Origin of the sequence: Phreatobacter sp. (genome assembly GCF_022843985.1) — a bacterium.
In the GTDB taxonomy this organism is placed as follows: Bacteria; Pseudomonadota; Alphaproteobacteria; order Rhizobiales; family Phreatobacteraceae; genus Phreatobacter.
Genome location: NZ_JALHMP010000011.1, coordinates 80,411 through 95,685 on the forward strand (window position 1 = coordinate 80,411; position 15,275 = coordinate 95,685).

Here is a 15,275-nt window from a genome sequence, read left to right on the forward strand (position 1 = left end):
ATGGCCGGTATCATCTGTCCCCGTCACCCCGAAGAAATCTGTGTCGCCGGGGTCAGTCCCGGCCGGCCCGTTCCATGCGCATCATCAGACCCAGAGCGGTGACGATCATGGCCAGCGGCATCAACCACGCGGCGAGCAACGGTGGTAGTTGCCCATATTCTCCCAGCCAGACAACGATATTGTTGGTGACATAGAGGAAATAGCCGGCGAGCCCGATGAGGATCATCGGTCTGAACAGGGTCCGCTGGGCCAGCAGCGTCATCGCCAGGGCGGAGGCCATCAGCATCATGCCGAGCGGCAGCACCGCCTGGGCGATCCTGACGTGCCACCAGGCCTGGTAGGAGGGCTCGTTCAGCCCCTTGATGCTGGCGAGCTGGGACAGTGTCGGTTGCGGCAGGTAGCGGGCGTCGATCCCGAGATTGGCGAGCCAGAGCGGCTCCAGCGGCAGGGCGATCCGCTCTTCGGCGAAGCGCCGCGCCGTGCCGGTCCCTTGCGCCGGGCTCGGGGCGCCCTCGGCCGGCGCCGTCCAGCGGCTGCCGTTTCGGAAGATCCAGATCCCCGGAACATCGGCCGGGACGGCACTGGCGGCCGCCATGCGACCCGCGAGGCGACCGGCCTCCGACAGTTCGAACAGTTGCACATCGACAAGGGTCCGGTTGCGGTAGTCGATCCGCGCCTGGACCATGTGGTTCGGCAGGACGATCCAGCGCCGCTCTTCCGGCTTCAGCTGTCGGTCGAACCACTCGCCATGGCCGCCGAGCTGGGTCTCGATCTGGATGCCGACGGCGGTTGGCCGCAGGACCGCGAGCGCGGTCACCTGGAGCGCCCCCAGCAGCACCCCGAGAACGGCGATGGGCATCAGCGACTGCAGCGGCGAGCGTCCCCCGTTCCAGATGACGATCCGCTCGCGCGACTGTGTCAGCGTGATCTCCGACCAGAACAGGCCCATGAAACAGGCGAGCGGCAGCAGATTGCCGATCAGGTCGCAGATGCGCAGCAGCAAGTACCAGCCCATGTGCAGAATGAGCCCCGGAACGCCGCCGCTGGCCTGGGCCACGACCTGGTTGGCCCGCGCGGCGAGATCCAGCGTCAGCGCGACGATGAGCAGGGCGGCGACGACGGTGCCGATATGGCTCGCATGGGCGAGGGTGAGCGTGCGCGTATAGGTGCCGAAGGCGACGAGCCCGAAGTGGCGCCCCTTGGCATCGGCCGGAACGGGGGTCTGGAGGGCGGTCACGAGCGGCTGAGCCCCGGTCTGGCGATCGCCGAGGAGCGCAGCGCCACCGCCGTGATGAGCGCCGACCCGATGGCGAGGCCGCCGCCGGCCACCAGCAGCAGCACCGGCCACAGACCCATCCACAACAGGCCGGCCAGAACCGAGGTGCCGGCGATCTCCATGGCCATCAGTCCCGCGCAGGCCAGCGGCAGCACGAAGGCCTGGTTGGCGCGGGTCGTGAAGGACAGGGCAAGAAGGGCGATCAGCGGCGCGATCAGGCAGAGGAGGCTGCGCCCGATCCGCTTGGCCAGTTCCAGCCTTTCCGGGGCCCGCTCCATGGCGCCGACGAACAGTTCCGGCAGGATCAGTTCCGAGATGTTGCGCCCGCGCGGGTCGAAGGGGACGACATCGTTGAAGACGAGGCTCTGCTGGGTCGCCGTTCCGCGCAGCGAGGAGGCCGGCGCGACGGGCACGCGCTGGGCCCCGTCGGCGGCTGCCCCCGGCTGCGGTGCCGGGAAGTCATCGATGGCGAAATCGTAGAGGTGCAGCGCCACCCGGCCGTTGATGTCGGGACCGATCAGGCGGGTGCCGTTGGCGACCACGACGCGCTCACCGCCGCCCTCGGTCGGCTGCCGCACGAAGAGGCGCGGCGCCGGCACGCCGTCGGACCGCGGGATCACCGCGACCGTGCCGATCTTCGTCTCGAACAGGCGGTTGGCCGTCACCGTTCCGCCGGTGAGGGCGTGATACTGGGCGGAGAACATCACCAGCCGGAAGGCATAGCGCGACAGCGGGTCGACCAGGCCCCCCACCGCCAGCGCGGCGATCTGGGCGACGAGGCCGATGCGGATGACGAGGCGGATCAGGCCGTGCGGCGGAATGCCGAGGCTCGACAGCATGAGGAACTCGCGCTCTTCCCTGAGGCCGAGCGCCACCCTGTACACCGCGATGAGGATCGCGGTCGGCAGCGCCAGTTCGAACACCTGGGGCAGCATGGTCGCCATCATCGCGATGGTCTTGGCCAGCGACGCGCGGATCTTCAGCACCTCCTCCAGCAGGCCGGAGATGAGCTGTTCGGCGACGAAGATGCTCTCGATCAGCAGGAGGACGAGGGCGACCTGGACGGTGACGTCGCGCATGATCCGCCCCGCCTGCTGGCTCGGGAAGCGGCGGGCCCGCCCGGACAGATCCAGTTGCGAGACAAGCCGCCGCTTCAGGGCGAAGAGGGTCCTCACCACGCCGGATGCCCTGTGCTGGCATCGGCCGGCGCCACGGTGTAGACAGCGCAGACCCTAGGCAGTCGGAACGGCGGCGGGCAGCCGCGCCCATCGGGGACGAATTCGGTTGCAGATTGCTGAAGCACGGTCACGGCGCGATTTTAGACGCTTCATCCGCCTCCCGCGACAACTCTATTCGGGAATGCCCGGATTTCAGCCGCCGCTCGATCTGGAGCGGTTCCTGCTGCTCGATCCGCGCGTGGCCCCCTTCTTCACCCATGGGGAGGCGGCCTTCTTCATCGCCCGCGATGCAGCCGGCCGGCCCCTCGGTCGCATCTCCGCCCAGTGCGACCGGCTGGCGCCGGCCGATCGCGCCGCGACCGGGCATTTCGGCTGTCTCGACGCGGTGGACGATCCCGCCGTCGTGGCGGGTCTCATCGCCGCCGCCCGCCGCTGGCATGCCGAGCGTGGCCGCCACCGCATCGAGGGCCCCTTCACCTATTCCATTAACGAGGAGGTCGGCATCCAGATCTCCGGCCAGGATCGCGGCGACATGGTGCTGATGCCCTGGCATCCGCCCTATCTGGGCGCCCATGTCGAGGCCGCGGGCCTCGTCCCGGTCAAGGATCTTCTCGCCTATAGCGTGCCGCTCGCCCGGGGCGCGCAATGGCGCGGCGTGCGCTTCGCGCAATTGCCCGAAGGAAGCCCGATCAAAGTCCGCCAGCTCGACCTCGGCAACCTTGCCGGCGAGGCCGCCATCATGACCGAGCTCTACAACGCCTCCTGGCGCGACAATTGGGGCTTCATCCCCCTGGCGGCGGCCGAACTCACCACGCTACTCCGGGTGATACGGCCGATCCTCAAGCCGGCCCATGCGGTCTTCCTCGAACATGACGGGCGGGCGGTCGCCTTCGCCTTCATCATGCCCAATGGCTACGAGCTGTTCCGCGGCTTCCGTGGCCGGCTCTTGCCCTTCAACTGGGCGCGGCTCCTGTGGCGCATCTTCACCCATCGCTTCGCCGCCAAGCGGGTGACGCTGCTCGGCGTCAGGACCGACCTGCGCGACACGATTCTCGGCGCGCGCCTGCCCATTGTCGCCATCGCCAGGCTCATCGCCGCCAATCCGGAGCCGGCCGAGATCGAGATGAGCTGGATTCTTGACGACAATCTGCGTATGCGCCGTATCATCGAAGGCGCGGGCGGAACCATATCCAAGCGCTACCGGGTCTATGCCGATCCGGAACCGACGGGCGAGGGGCCATGAGCACGGCAGGCAGTACGGGCGGTCTCGCCCCGGTGGACGCCGCCTTTCTGGTGAGTCACCCGGCGCCGCTGGTGGCGCTGGTCGGCGGCGCCGGCCTCTTCCCCTATGGACCGGGAACGCTCGGCGCCCTGGTCGGCATCCCGCTCGGCCTGGCCTTGCAGGCGGCACCGGCCGCCGTCGCGCTTGCCCTGGTCGCGGCGACCTTTGCCTTCGGGGTCTGGGCCTGCGGTGTCACCGCGCTGCGCTCCGGCGTCCACGACCATCCCGCCATCGTCTTCGACGAGACCTGGGCCATGGCCGCCGTCATCGCCTTTTCGCCGCCGGGTCTCAGGGCCGTGCTGGTCGGTTTTCTCGCCTTCCGCCTCTTCGACATCCTCAAACCCTGGCCGATCGGTCACATCGACCAGAACGTCGCGGCCGGCTTTGGCATCATGCTGGATGATGCGGTCGCGGCGGTCTTCGCCCTCGCGCTCGTCTTCGGGCTGTCGCGCCTCGGCTGGCTCTAGGCGGTCGCGCCCGCGGTCCGGCTGGCGCCCGCCGGCTCACACGCCGGCGATCACCCGCATGGTGAGCAGGCCGCAGGCCAGCGCGATGGCGATCCCCAGTCCATCGAAAAGTTGCATCCGCGTGATCCCGTCGTGACGGGAGTCATCATGGAACAACATGATGAATGAACCGTGTTGCAAGAACGGCCGCTTCGTTGCGGGATCGTGTCGACGACGCGGCACTCTGGCGGTGCTGGCCAGGCCTAGGCCGCCGTCAGAGCACGAAATCCGTGCCCAGATAGACCGCCTTGACCCGGGGATCGGCAACGATGTGCTCGACCGAGCCGGAGGCCAGGATCAGGCCGCCGTCAAGAATATAGGCACGATCGACCAGGCTGAGCGTCTCGCGGACATTGTGGTCGGTCACCAGCACGCCGATGCCCCGCGCCGAGAGCTTGCGCACGAGGATGCGCACCTCCGACACCGCGATGGGGTCGACGCCGGCGAAGGGCTCGTCCAGCAGGATGAAGGAGGGCTCGCTCGCCAGGGTCCGGGCGATCTCCAGCCGCCGTCGCTCGCCGCCCGAGAGGGACCCGGCCTTGGAGCGGCGCACATGGGTGATGCCGAACTCCTCCAGCAGGCCATCCAGCCGCCGGCCGCGCGCCTTCCGGTCGCCGATGAGCGATTCCAGCACGATGAGGATATTCTCCTCCACCGAGGAGCCGCGGAAGATCGACGCCTCCTGCGGCAGGTAGCCGAGCCCCATGCGCGCGCGCATGAACAGCGGCAGCCGCGTGATGTTCTTGTCGTCCAGCATGACGACGCCACTGTCGGGCACCTGCATGCCCGCGATCATCGAGAAGGTGGTGGTCTTGCCCGCCCCGTTGGGCCCAAGCAGGCCGACGACCTCGCCGCGTCGCAGCGCCAGGTCCACCCCGCGCACCGTGGGGCGGCCGTCATGGGACTTGACCAGCCGTCGCGCGATCAGCATGGCGCGGACCCTTCCGGCAGCGCAGACCTCGGGTTCGCCGCCCGAACGGCCCTCAGCTCTCGCCCTGGATGAAGGCGATGGTCCGGTCGCGCGCTTCCGGATCCGTGTACTGCTGGGGCGGCGACTTCATGAAATAGCTCGATGGCCCGCCGATCGGCCCGCCGATCTTGCGGTCCAGCGCGATGCGGCAGCAGCGCACCGCATCGATGACGACGCCGGCGGAATTGGGCGAATCCCAGACCTCCAGCTTGAGCTCCATGTTCAGCGGCACGCCGCCGAAGCCGGTGCCCTCGATGCGGATATAGGCCATCTTGCGGTCGTCGAGGAACGGCACGAAGTCGCTCGGCCCGATATGGATGTTGTCGGCGGCGATCGGCACGTCGATCTGGCTGGAGACGGCCTGGGTCTTCGACTTCTTCTTCGACGACAGGCGCTCGCGCTCGAGCATGTTGAGGAAGTCGGTATTGCCACCGAAATTGAGCTGGTAGGTGCGCTCGATCTTGACGCCGCGGTCCTCGTAGAGACGGGCGAGCACGCGGTGAACGATGGTCGCGCCGACCTGACTCTTGATGTCGTCGCCGACGATCGGCAGGCCCTTGTCGGCGAAACGCTTGGCCCAGTCCGGGTTGGAGGCGATGAACACCGGCACGCAATTGATATAGCCGCATCCCGCCGCAAGAGCGCATTCGGCATAGAACTCGCTGGCCTCCTGCGAACCGACCGGCAGGTAGGAGATGATGACCTCGGCACGGGCGGCCTTGAGCGCGGCGACGACATCGGCCGGTTCAGCCGTGGATTCCGCCACCACGTCGACCAGGTGCTTGCCGACGCCGTCGAGCGTCGGGCCGCGCTGGACCACCACGCCCGTCTCCGGCACCTTGGCGAACTGAATGGTGTTGTTCGGCTTCGCGAGGATGGCGTCGGCGACATCCCGGCCGACCTTGCGGCTGTCGATGTCGAAGGCAGCCACGATCTCCATGTCGCGGATATGGTAGTCGCCGACGACGACGTTCATCAGGCCCGGGATCGATTCACCAGGCTCGGCGTCTTTGTAGAATTGCAGACCCTGAACGAACGAAGCGGCGCAATTGCCGACACCGACGATGGCAACACGAATGGCAGACCGTGACACGAACTATCTCCAGGCGCTCGGGCCGGAATCCACCGGCTGCGCGCGGCTCCTTATACTTCATTGTTTCGTCATTTGAAGTGCTCCCATGTTGATGGTCACAGGCGCCGCAGGGCTGCTGGGCAACAGCCTCGTGCGGGCCACCGCCGCGCGGGGGCTGGCTGTCACCGCATGGCTGCGCAACAGGGCCGGAGAACGGACGCTGGCGGGGCTGGACGTGCCGGTCGTCTTCGCCGATCTGGCAGGCGAGGGGCTCGAAAAGCGGGTCGAAAGTGCTGATGTGGTGGTCCACTGTGCTGCGCGGGTGGGAATCGGCCGCACCGATGCAGCGGGCTTCCACCGCGACAATGTCCTCGCGACGCAACGTCTGGCGACGGCCTGCCGTGCCGTCGGCGCACGCCTCGTTCATGTCTCGACGGTGGACACGCTGGTCTGGGGAACGCGCGAAAAACCGGGCGACGAGACCCCTGCCGCGCCGCATCCACGTGATACCACTTATGCGGCATCCAAGCGCCTCGCCGAGGCCGCAGTGCTCGCCGAGATGGACCGGGGGCTCGACGCGACCATCGTCCATCCCGGCTTTCTGCTCGGCCCCTGGGACTGGAAACCCTCATCCGGCCGCATGATCCTCGCCGCCGCGCGCGGACCCTTCACCGTGGCCCCGCCCGGAGGCAACGATTTCTGCCATGCCGGGGCCGTCGCCGAAGCGCTGCTCGCCCTCGCGCAAAGGCGCCCGCCCGCCGACCGCTATGTCCTCTCCGGCGAGGCCCTGACCTATGCGCAGGCCTTTCGGCTGATGCGGCAGGCGGCCGGCCGTCCGGCGCGCGTCGTCACCGCGCCGGCGGCTGCCGTCCGGGCGGCGGGAGCTGCCGGCGACCTCCTGGGGCGGCTGTCGGGCCGCGAACCGGCCCTCAACAGCGCCGCTGCCGCCATCGCCTGCCAGCCGCACCATTTCTCCTCGGCCCGCGCCATCGCGGAGATCGGCTACCGTCCGCGCCCGGCCATCGAGGCCATGCGCGAAGCGTGGACATGGTTCGTCGAACGCGGCTATGCGTGACCGACCGCCGCTCCATCCTTCGATGAAAGCTCCGTCGTGAAGATCGCACTCGTGAGCGACTGGTTCGCCCCGCGCCTCGGCGGCATCGAGCTGCAGATGCGCGATCTCGCCGTGGCGCTGCGCGACCGCGGCCACGCGGTCCGGGTCATCTGCGGGGTTCCCGGCGACCCTGACGTCGACGGCATTCCGGTCGAGCGCCTGCCAGGGCCACGCTTGGCCGGTTTCGGTATCGCCTTCACCCCCGCCGTCTTCGCGTCTCTGCGGGCCGCCATCGATGCCGGTGGCGACGAGGTCGTCCACATCCATTGCGGCAATGTCGCGCCGCTCGCCCATCATGCCGTCCAGCACTGCATCCGCCGCGGCATCCCGGCGGTCGCGACCTTCCATTCGGTGCTGAAATATTACGACCTGCCGCTGATGGTGCTCGACGCCCTGCATGGCTATGCGCGCTCCGCCGTCCGCTTCACCGCGGTCTCGACGGTTGCCGGCGCGGCGCTGCGCCCGCTGCTGCGCGACACGCCCGTCAGCGCCATCCCCAACGGGATCGACCTCGCCTGGTGGCGCCGGCCGGATGATCGCGCGCCGCGCCCGCCGGGGCCGGTCGAATTCATCTCGGTGACGCGGCTGCAGAAGCGCAAGCGGGCGCGCTGGCTGGTCAGGGCCTTTGCCGCGGCGGTGGCGCATTTGCCACGCGAGGCCGCGCGCCTGACCATCGTCGGCGACGGCGACGAGAAGGCCGCCATCGCCGCCATCATCCGGCGGGCCGGCATGGAGGACCGCATACGGCTCGCCGGGCGCGAGACCCGCGAGGCGATCCGCGACCGGCTCCATCGCTCCGACGTCTTTCTGCTGGCCTCGCGGCTGGAGGCCTTCGGCATCGCCGCCCTGGAGGCCCGCGCCGCCGGCCTGCCCGTCATCACCATGGCGCAGTCCGGCGCCCGCGACTTTCTCCATGACGGCGAGGACGCGGTCCTCGCCGCCGATGACGACGCGCTGGCCGATGCGATCCGCCGGCTCGCGGGGGCCCCGGCGTTGCGCCTGCGGATGATCGCCGCAGCGGCGGTGCCGCCGGCCGGCGTCGACTGGCGCGAGGTCGCGCCGCGCTACGAGGCGGAATATGCGGCGGCACAGGCCGCGGTCACCTGATCAGGGCTGGTCGAGGCGCCGCGCGCCACTCTCGTCCCGCGGCAGCGCCCAGCCGAGATAGCCGAGGCCGACCAGCGAGGCGCCGAAGAGCGCGCCGTGATGGATCAGCGCCGCGGCGGTGGCGACAGGCAGCGGCACGCCGAGATATTGGTAGCAGAGGATGACCGTGGCTTCGAAGACGCCGAGATGGCCCGGCGAGACCGGGGCTATGGTGGCGAGGTCGAGCGCCGCGACGACGAGCACCGCGGCGGCGACCGACGGCGCGATGCCCACCGCGACCTGCACGGTCATGACCAACAGCACCTCGACGCCCGCCTTGGCGAAGGCCAGGGCCAGCACCGCCGCCGTCAGGAGCGGGCTGCGCAGGGGCTCGAGATGGTCGACGAAATCGGCGACATGGCTGATGAGCCGTGCCGGGCGCGCGCCAAGGCCGATGCCAAGGCGCCGCAACCTTTGGCCACCATGGGCGGCCACGAGCAGCGCCACCGTGACCAGCGCCATGATCCCCGAGAGGGTGAGAAGCCCCGAGCGGATCCAGTCCGGCACGGGGACCAGGAGCGCCGCCAGCGCCAGCGTCGCCACCTTGCCGATGCCGGTCATCAACTGGTCCACGGTGTAGACCGAGGCGGCGGCGGAGGGCGGCAGCCGGCCGCGCACGATCAGGAACCCCACCGAGGCAACCACGCCGGTCATCGGCAGCGAGGTATTGGCCGCACCGCTCAGCGCCGTCACCTGGGCCATGCGGGAAAAGCTCGGACGATGCGCCTTCGGCGCCAGCAGCTGCCATTGCAGGATCCAGAAAGGCCATCCTGCCAGCGACACGAAGACGGCGAGGAGCGCCCAGTGCCACTGCGCCCCGGCAAGCGCCGTAAGGACATCGGCCCAGGGCAGCGCATAGGCGGCGATGCCCGCGAAGAGCACCAGCACGCACCAGCCGAGGATCCACCACATCCGCCGCGAGGGCGTCGCCGCGCCCTCCGTGGTGGTCGGGCCGTTCATGCGGCGCGGCCTCTCGCCTGGGCGCCGAGCTCGCGCATGGTCATGAAGCTGGCGCCGCGGCCCTTGAAGTAGGAGATGACGGAGGCGAGCGCGTCGAGCGCCGGCTGGCCGGTGCGGAAACGGCAGTCATAGCGCAGGTTGGAGGCGCGGAAGTCGACAAATTCCCAGGGGTGGACGAAGAGCACCACCGGATCGGGCAGCCGGCCGAGGAGATATTCCCGCAGGAGCCGGGGAATGCGCAGCGCGCTGGAGGTGATGGAGGCGGGAATGCGCACCAGGCCCGGCGCGTTCTCCTTGCCCGGCACGTCCTTCTTGTAGCGCGCCTGCGAGGAATCGAGATCGAAGCCCTCGTCCTGCAGCAGGTCGAGATAATGGCCGGGAAAGCGCAGATAGGGCGCGCGGAACGAGGTGATCGTGGAAAAGTCGCGCAGCCGCCGGGTCGAGTCCTGGATCTCCCAGCGGGCGCTGTCCTTCGACATCCAGTCGAAGCGCTGGTGGGAGACGCCGTGGCAGGCGAGCTCGTGTCCGCCGTCGACCACCGCGGTCACGGCGCCGGGATGCAGGCGCGCCGTCTCGCCGGTGGTGAACCAGGTGACCGGCACCGCCTCGCGGGCGAAGAGGTCGAGCAGCCGCGGCGCACCCTCCGTCACGCCCCGCCACGTCCACAGGAAGGGCGGGCAGTCCGGTTCCATGTCGACGGTGAGCGCGACGCGCAGGGGCGGAGAGGCAGCGGTCATGGCCGCGCTCTTAGAGCATTTCGCCGGCGAGGGGGAGGGGCCTCGGCATCCGGGTAAGCGTGCCCGCTACCACCAGTCCTTGAAGGCCGCGATGGCGGCGAGGTCATTGGCGCCGGACCGGTTCGGGCCGAAGGTCAGGGCGGCGAGATCGGAGGCTTCCGTCTCGATCGGCAGGCCGCGGCCGGGAATGACGACCCGCGGCACACCGCGCTTCGCCAGATGGCCGGCGAACCAGACGTCGTCGACGAAGCGCAGGCCGGGCGCCTGGCCGGCAAAGTCGTGCACCGCCGCGTCGAAGGCGCCGGGCGGCACCAGATAGCCCCAGGTCCCCAGCAGGATGTCGACCGGCTCGGGAGCGGTGAGGGCGGTGGCGAAGATATGCGGAAACCGCTTGGGATGGGCGCCCGGCACGATGCGCCAGCCGCGCCATCCGATCGCCGTCCCCGGCAGCCGGCGATGCCAGGCGAGCAGCTGTTCGATGAAATCGGCGGGATAGATGACGTCGTCATCGACGACGATGATGGCCGCGGCGGGTTCGGCGAGGAGCGCCGGCAGCAGCTTGGTGGCCGGCCCCTCGTCCACCGTGTCGAGCACGTCGATCCCCGGAAAGGGCGGGTCGAGCCGCGGATAGGGCAGGCCCGAGCGCCGCGACACGTCCGGCCGGGCGAGAATGATGCGGTCGGCCGCCACGGTCTGGTCCATGAGGCTGCGGAACACCGGCGCCAGCCGGTCCATGCGCTCGGGAACGGTCGTCAGCGTCACCACGATCCGCTCCGGCCGCGCCGGCGCGGCCGGCCGGGCCGGCGCCGTCCCATGCATCAATTTGCGTGCGCGGGCATGATCCTGATAGAGCCTAGCCGGCGTCATGCGCCGGAAGCGCATCAGCGCGTTGCGGATCTTCATGGCCGGTGGGCCGGGGCGGTCCGGAAAGTGGGGCGCATCTCGACCTCGGCTCTCTCACGGGATGAGGACGGGCTCAATAGCACCGCACGCGGCAAACGGGGAGCCGGGTTGATGTCGGAAAGCTGGGTCTCGCGGCTTCTCGCGAGCCTTGAACGGGGGGCCTCGCTGCAGGACATCGCCCGCAGTGCATCCTTCGCCGGAGCCCTGGCGAAAGCGGCGGCGCTGCTGGCGCGGACCGGCGTCACGCCTAACAGTCTGACGCTCCTGTCGCTGGTGCCGGCCCTCCTGTCGGGCCTTTTCGCCGCCTACGGGGCCTTCGGCTGGGCGACCCTGTTCCTGCTCCTGTCCGGGGTCGTCGACATGCTCGACGGGCCGCTCGCCCGTTCCACCGGGACGGTCAGCCGTTTCGGCGCCCTGCTCGATTCGACCATCGACCGCATCACCGATGCCGCGCCGCTGCTCGGCCTCATCGTCTACTACGCGCCATCCGGCTGGATGGTCGTCATTCCCGGCTTCACACTCCTGACCGCCTATACGGTCTCCTATGTCCGTGCCCGCTGCGAGGGACTGGAGGTGCAGCTGCCGCCGCTGTGGATGCGCCGGGGCGACCGCATGGTGCTGATCGCGCTGTCCCTGCTCCTCGGCCTGTGGTCGCCCGCCCTCACGCTGGCCTGTATCGGCCTGGTCGGTGTCCTCAGCCTCCTCGCCTCGGCCGACGCGCTGCGCGTCGCACGCCAGGTCATTGACTCCCGGCTGCCGGACGCGCGCGCCGCGTCGGACGCACCGGCGAGCCGCGACACCGCGATCTGAGACTCCCATGATCGACAAAGCCCGGACCCATCTGACCGGCCTGTGGGGCCGCTGGTGGCTCGCCCCGCTCGCCCCCGCCATCTATGCCCTCGCCATGATCCCGGCAGGTCAGTTCAGGCCGGAACATGCCGTCATCGCAGGCCTGGTTCTCGGCCTCGGCCTGTTCAACCGGACGACCCAGCGCCTCACCGCCGCGCTCTATCCCGGCGTGCTGGTGGCCGTCGCCTCCGATGCGATGCGTTTCGTCGTGCCGGTCTTCGTCACGCCCGAACGGGTCCATGCCTGCGACCTGCGGGCCCTCGAACTGACGCTCTTCGCCGTTGCGCCCGACACGACCCCGGGCGACTGGCTGCAGCGGCATACGGCGCCGTTCTGGGATGTGTTCTTCGCCATTCCCTACGCCGCCTTCCTCTATGTCGTGCCGGTCTATGCGCTCTATCTCTTCGTCCGCGACCGGGAACGCATGGCGCTCTATCTCTGGGCCTTCGCCATCGCCCATGTCATCGGCTACACCCTGTGGCTGATCGTGCCGGCGGCCCCGCCCTGGTATGTGCGGCTGAACGGCTGCGCGGTCGATGTGAAGGCCGCGGCCAATGCGGCGGGCCTGCTGCGCGTCGACGACCTCTTCGGCATGAGCTATTTCCAGCAGTTCTACGCCCGCGCCGCCAATGCCTTCGGCGCCGTGCCCTCCATGCATGTCGCCTTCCCGCTGATCGCGCTCTTCGCCGCCATGGGCCGCGCCACCTGGCGCACCTGGCCGCTGCATATCGGCTACGCGACAGCCATGTTCATCGGCAGCGTCTATCTCGACCACCACTGGATCGTCGACGGGATCGCCGGTGCGGCGGTCGCCCTGGCCGCCGTGTGGATCGCCGCCCGCCTGCTCGGCCTGCCCTGGCCCTGGCCGCCGCGGGCGCTGCCCCCGGCGGAGGGTGCGCACCCGCCCAAGCCGTGAAACGCCAGCGGCCCGGCCTGGACCGGGCCGTCGTCGTCACGCCTCCGCGTGCGGGGACCTATTCCAGGCAGTCGAGCGGCACCACCGACGGATCGGCGTTCTGCAGGATGTCGCTGGTCGGCAGGCTCTGTCCCGGCTCGCCCTCCGCCGGTGTGACGCTGTTGGCGGCCAGGAACTGGCGCACCAGGTCGAGCTTGATGCCGAAATTGATGTTCTGGGCGGTGCGCTCGCCCGAGATCTTGTCGATCTGCGAGACGACCACGCCAACGACGAGACCGGAGGCATCCAGAACCGGGCCACCGGAATTGCCCGGCTGGGTCGGTGCCGTGTACTGGAACCGGCTCTGGTCGCCGAGCGCGCCGCGCAGACCGGAGACGATGCCCTCGGTGACATTGACGCCGCCGAGCTGCGAGCGGGCGGGATAGCCGACCAGCACGACCCTCTCGCCGCCGCGGACATTGACGCCAGCCCCGTTGCGCAGCCGCAGCGGCGTGGTGGAGGCGTTCTCCTGCACCAGCACGGCGAGGTCAGCCCCCTCGTCGGCGCCGATCAGGCGCAGCGGCACGCGCTGCCCGCCCGGCCGGGCGATCGCCACGGTCGAGCAGCCGTCGATGACATGGTGGTTGGTCAGGACATGGCCGCTCTCGTTGATGTAGAAGCCGGTTCCGGTGGACGCGACCTGGCCCGGCCGGCCGGCCCGGCCGATGGCCATTTCCGGCGATGAGCACAGGTCCTGGTCGCGCTTTTCCATCGACTGCCCCCCCTCATAGACCACCCTGAGGTCCCAGCGGCAGCCGGCTTCGGTCGGCAGCCGGAGTTCGAGCCGGAAGCGGCGCGGCATCAGTTCCGACCCGAGACGGTCATCGCCCCAATGCGTGTCCGAGACGGGGGTCAGATAGACCTCCCGGACATCGCCGCGGCCGTTATTGGTGAAGACGACCCGCCGGCCATTGTCCGGCCCGCCCCCATCGATCCGGAAGGCATTGGCGCCGCCAAAGGCGATCTCCTGGCGCTGGCAGAGGTTCTGCCGCATCCGGCGCTCCTCGCGGCCGCCCTGGTAGACGATCCGCAGGTCGTAATTGCACTGGTCGTCCCGTTCCACCCGCGCGGTGAAACGTGCGCCCGGCTGGATGCGGACCTCCGGGTTCAGCATGTCGTCGCCCCAGGAGGACACCTTGGACGAGGAGATGAACAGCGATTCGATCGGGCGGTCGCCTTCGTTGATGACGACGATCTGCGCAATGGACGGCTGGGCTGCCCGCTCCGTCGGGCGCTGCTTGCGGTCGCCGCGGCCGGCGACGATGGCCGGGCCGTTGACGACGAATTCCGTGGTCTCGCACAGGTTGACCCCGTTGCGGACCTCCTCGCGATCATTGTCGAAGCGCACCCTCACGTCATAGTCGCAGCCCCGGCGGGGCATGGTGACCTGGAAGGAGCCGCGCGCGGCGATCGTATCGCTGCCCAGGCGGTCCTCGCCCCAGGCATTGGTGCCGCGGGGGCGGATATAGAGATACTGGATCGGTATGGCCCCGCGGTTCTGGACAACGAAAGACAGCGGTTCACCGGTGGTGGGCGTGGTCCGCTCGCGATCCTCGCCGCGGCGGGCCTGCCCTCCCGGCGCATCGGCCTCGGCACCGAAGATCACCTCGCGCGCCGTGCACAGATTGCGGCCCGCGATCCGCCGATCGCCGGCGCCATCGAAGGTCGCCACGACGTCGTAGATGCAGCCGGCGGTGCGGCGGAAACGCCCCGTGAAGGTCTGGCCATTCTCGACCACTGTCGAGCCGAGGACGTCCTCACTCTCATCGCCGCCGGGCGAGACGAGCTTGAGGACCTGCAGGGTCTGGCCGGACCTGTTGCGCACGACATAGAGGGCCACCGGTCCCTGGCGCTGCAGGTCGGTGTTGGAGGTCTGGGTGCGGCCGTTGAGGGCGACCTCCGGACGGTTGCACAGGTCGAGTCCGAACCGGGTCTCCTCGCGGCCGCTCTCATAGACGGCGCGCAGGTCATGACGGCACTGGCCGGCCTCGATGGTGAAGGAATGGCTGCGGTTGCGGGCGACCGTGTCGCTGCCGAGGCGGTCTTCGCCCCAGGACACTTCGCCCACCGGCGTCACATAGAGATATTGCAGCGTCGCGCCGGCGCGGTTCTGGATCGTCACCTCGGTGGGTTCGGCGGCCGGCGACCGCCGCCGCTGCGCTTCCGCATCGGTCGCCTGCAGGAACATCAGGCAGGCGGCGGCGAGCGCCAGCGGCGCCGGGTGGCGGATGAACAGCGGCATCGACGGTATTTCCCTGTCTCGCGGCCCGCCCCGGGGCAGGCCATGGGTAGCCTATAGCGAGGGGCGGTTTCCGCAAGACTTCGCG

Annotated in this window: 15 protein-coding genes; 6 read left to right on the plus strand and 9 right to left on the minus strand. The window is 69.5% G+C overall.

Going from position 1 to position 15,275, the window contains the following annotated elements:
* Positions 1-52 precede the first annotated feature (52 nt).
* Together Q0C57_RS09890 and Q0C57_RS09895 are read right to left on the minus strand one after the other, a co-directional pair.
* Positions 53-1,237: an LptF/LptG family permease gene (locus Q0C57_RS09890; RefSeq protein ID WP_296575666.1), complete on the minus strand. Its 1,185-nt coding sequence runs from the start codon at positions 1,235-1,237 to the stop codon at positions 53-55.
* Positions 1,234-2,454: an LptF/LptG family permease gene (locus Q0C57_RS09895; protein ID WP_296575669.1), complete on the minus strand. Its 1,221-nt coding sequence runs from the start codon at positions 2,452-2,454 to the stop codon at positions 1,234-1,236. The genes Q0C57_RS09890 and Q0C57_RS09895 overlap by 4 nt, the downstream gene beginning before the upstream one ends.
* 181 nt (positions 2,455-2,635) lie before the next feature.
* On the opposite strand from Q0C57_RS09895, the gene Q0C57_RS09900 reads away from it, so the two are divergent.
* Both Q0C57_RS09900 and Q0C57_RS09905 read left to right on the plus strand, forming a co-directional pair.
* Entirely contained in the window at positions 2,636-3,697 is a 1,062-nt protein-coding gene (locus Q0C57_RS09900) for a hypothetical protein (RefSeq protein WP_296575671.1), read from the plus strand.
* Positions 3,694-4,203: a phosphatidylglycerophosphatase A gene (locus Q0C57_RS09905; RefSeq protein ID WP_296575674.1), complete on the plus strand. Its 510-nt coding sequence runs from the start codon at positions 3,694-3,696 to the stop codon at positions 4,201-4,203. Before Q0C57_RS09900 ends, Q0C57_RS09905 begins: the two co-directional genes overlap by 4 nt.
* Positions 4,204-4,239: 36 nt before the next feature.
* Here the strand turns inward: Q0C57_RS09905 and Q0C57_RS09910 are convergent, their stop codons facing one another.
* The 3 genes from Q0C57_RS09910 to Q0C57_RS09920 all read right to left on the minus strand — a co-directional run bounded on the left by Q0C57_RS09910 (position 4,240) and on the right by Q0C57_RS09920 (position 6,305).
* Positions 4,240-4,362 (minus strand): hypothetical protein, encoded by a 123-nt coding sequence (locus Q0C57_RS09910; protein ID WP_296575676.1) that lies wholly within the window; start codon positions 4,360-4,362, stop codon positions 4,240-4,242.
* A gap of 94 nt (positions 4,363-4,456) precedes the next feature.
* Positions 4,457-5,173, minus strand: a complete 717-nt coding sequence (lptB, locus tag Q0C57_RS09915) for an LPS export ABC transporter ATP-binding protein (RefSeq protein ID WP_296575678.1) — start codon at positions 5,171-5,173, stop codon at positions 4,457-4,459.
* Between the two features lie 52 nt (positions 5,174-5,225).
* Positions 5,226-6,305, minus strand: a complete 1,080-nt coding sequence (locus Q0C57_RS09920) for an inositol-3-phosphate synthase (protein WP_296575680.1) — start codon at positions 6,303-6,305, stop codon at positions 5,226-5,228.
* 85 nt (positions 6,306-6,390) lie between these two features.
* Here Q0C57_RS09920 and Q0C57_RS09925 point away from each other — a divergent pair, with 85 nt between their 5' ends.
* Both Q0C57_RS09925 and Q0C57_RS09930 read left to right on the plus strand, forming a co-directional pair.
* Positions 6,391-7,359 (plus strand): NAD-dependent epimerase/dehydratase family protein, encoded by a 969-nt coding sequence (locus Q0C57_RS09925; protein ID WP_296575682.1) that lies wholly within the window; start codon positions 6,391-6,393, stop codon positions 7,357-7,359.
* Between the two features lie 36 nt (positions 7,360-7,395).
* Entirely contained in the window at positions 7,396-8,505 is a 1,110-nt protein-coding gene (locus tag Q0C57_RS09930; RefSeq protein WP_296575685.1) for a glycosyltransferase family 4 protein, read from the plus strand.
* Here Q0C57_RS09930 and Q0C57_RS09935 read toward each other — a convergent pair whose 3' ends face one another.
* From Q0C57_RS09935 to Q0C57_RS09945, 3 genes are all read right to left on the minus strand, one after another.
* Positions 8,506-9,504, minus strand: coding sequence for a lysylphosphatidylglycerol synthase transmembrane domain-containing protein (locus Q0C57_RS09935; RefSeq protein ID WP_296575687.1), 999 nt, complete (start codon positions 9,502-9,504; stop codon positions 8,506-8,508).
* Positions 9,501-10,241, minus strand: a complete 741-nt coding sequence (locus tag Q0C57_RS09940; protein WP_296575690.1) for a polysaccharide deacetylase family protein — start codon at positions 10,239-10,241, stop codon at positions 9,501-9,503. Before Q0C57_RS09940 ends, Q0C57_RS09935 begins: the two co-directional genes overlap by 4 nt.
* A 66-nt stretch (positions 10,242-10,307) precedes the next feature.
* Positions 10,308-11,144, minus strand: coding sequence for a hypothetical protein (locus Q0C57_RS09945; protein WP_296575693.1), 837 nt, complete (start codon positions 11,142-11,144; stop codon positions 10,308-10,310).
* A 111-nt stretch (positions 11,145-11,255) separates the two neighbouring features.
* Here Q0C57_RS09945 and Q0C57_RS09950 point away from each other — a divergent pair, with 111 nt between their 5' ends.
* On the plus strand, positions 11,256-11,954 hold the full coding sequence (locus Q0C57_RS09950) for a CDP-alcohol phosphatidyltransferase family protein (protein ID WP_296575696.1): 699 nt from the start codon (positions 11,256-11,258) through the stop codon (positions 11,952-11,954).
* A gap of 7 nt (positions 11,955-11,961) precedes the next feature.
* Positions 11,962-12,909 (plus strand): phosphatase PAP2 family protein, encoded by a 948-nt coding sequence (locus Q0C57_RS09955; protein ID WP_296575699.1) that lies wholly within the window; start codon positions 11,962-11,964, stop codon positions 12,907-12,909.
* A gap of 58 nt (positions 12,910-12,967) precedes the next feature.
* On the opposite strand, the gene Q0C57_RS09960 is transcribed toward Q0C57_RS09955, so the two are convergent.
* Positions 12,968-15,190: a serine protease gene (locus Q0C57_RS09960; protein WP_296575700.1), complete on the minus strand. Its 2,223-nt coding sequence runs from the start codon at positions 15,188-15,190 to the stop codon at positions 12,968-12,970.
* Between the last annotated feature and the right edge of the window lie 85 nt (positions 15,191-15,275).

Excerpts from the sequence above, each read along its gene's own strand:
- Q0C57_RS09955 (WP_296575699.1), top strand. The coding sequence starts at position 11,962 with ATGATCGACAAAGCCCGGACCCATCTGACCGGCCTGTGGGGCCGCTGG.
- lptB (WP_296575678.1), bottom strand. The coding sequence starts at position 5,173 with ATGCTGATCGCGCGACGGCTGGTCAAGTCCCATGACGGCCGCCCCACG.
- Q0C57_RS09910 (WP_296575676.1), bottom strand. The coding sequence starts at position 4,362 with ATGTTGTTCCATGATGACTCCCGTCACGACGGGATCACGCGGATGCAA.
- Q0C57_RS09960 (WP_296575700.1), bottom strand. The coding sequence starts at position 15,190 with ATGCCGCTGTTCATCCGCCACCCGGCGCCGCTGGCGCTCGCCGCCGCC.
- Q0C57_RS09925 (WP_296575682.1), top strand. The coding sequence starts at position 6,391 with ATGTTGATGGTCACAGGCGCCGCAGGGCTGCTGGGCAACAGCCTCGTG.
- Q0C57_RS09900 (WP_296575671.1), top strand. The coding sequence starts at position 2,636 with ATGCCCGGATTTCAGCCGCCGCTCGATCTGGAGCGGTTCCTGCTGCTC.
- Q0C57_RS09935 (WP_296575687.1), bottom strand. The coding sequence starts at position 9,504 with ATGAACGGCCCGACCACCACGGAGGGCGCGGCGACGCCCTCGCGGCGG.
- Q0C57_RS09950 (WP_296575696.1), top strand. The coding sequence starts at position 11,256 with ATGTCGGAAAGCTGGGTCTCGCGGCTTCTCGCGAGCCTTGAACGGGGG.
- Q0C57_RS09905 (WP_296575674.1), top strand. The coding sequence starts at position 3,694 with ATGAGCACGGCAGGCAGTACGGGCGGTCTCGCCCCGGTGGACGCCGCC.
- Q0C57_RS09940 (WP_296575690.1), bottom strand. The coding sequence starts at position 10,241 with ATGACCGCTGCCTCTCCGCCCCTGCGCGTCGCGCTCACCGTCGACATG.
- Q0C57_RS09945 (WP_296575693.1), bottom strand. The coding sequence starts at position 11,144 with ATGAAGATCCGCAACGCGCTGATGCGCTTCCGGCGCATGACGCCGGCT.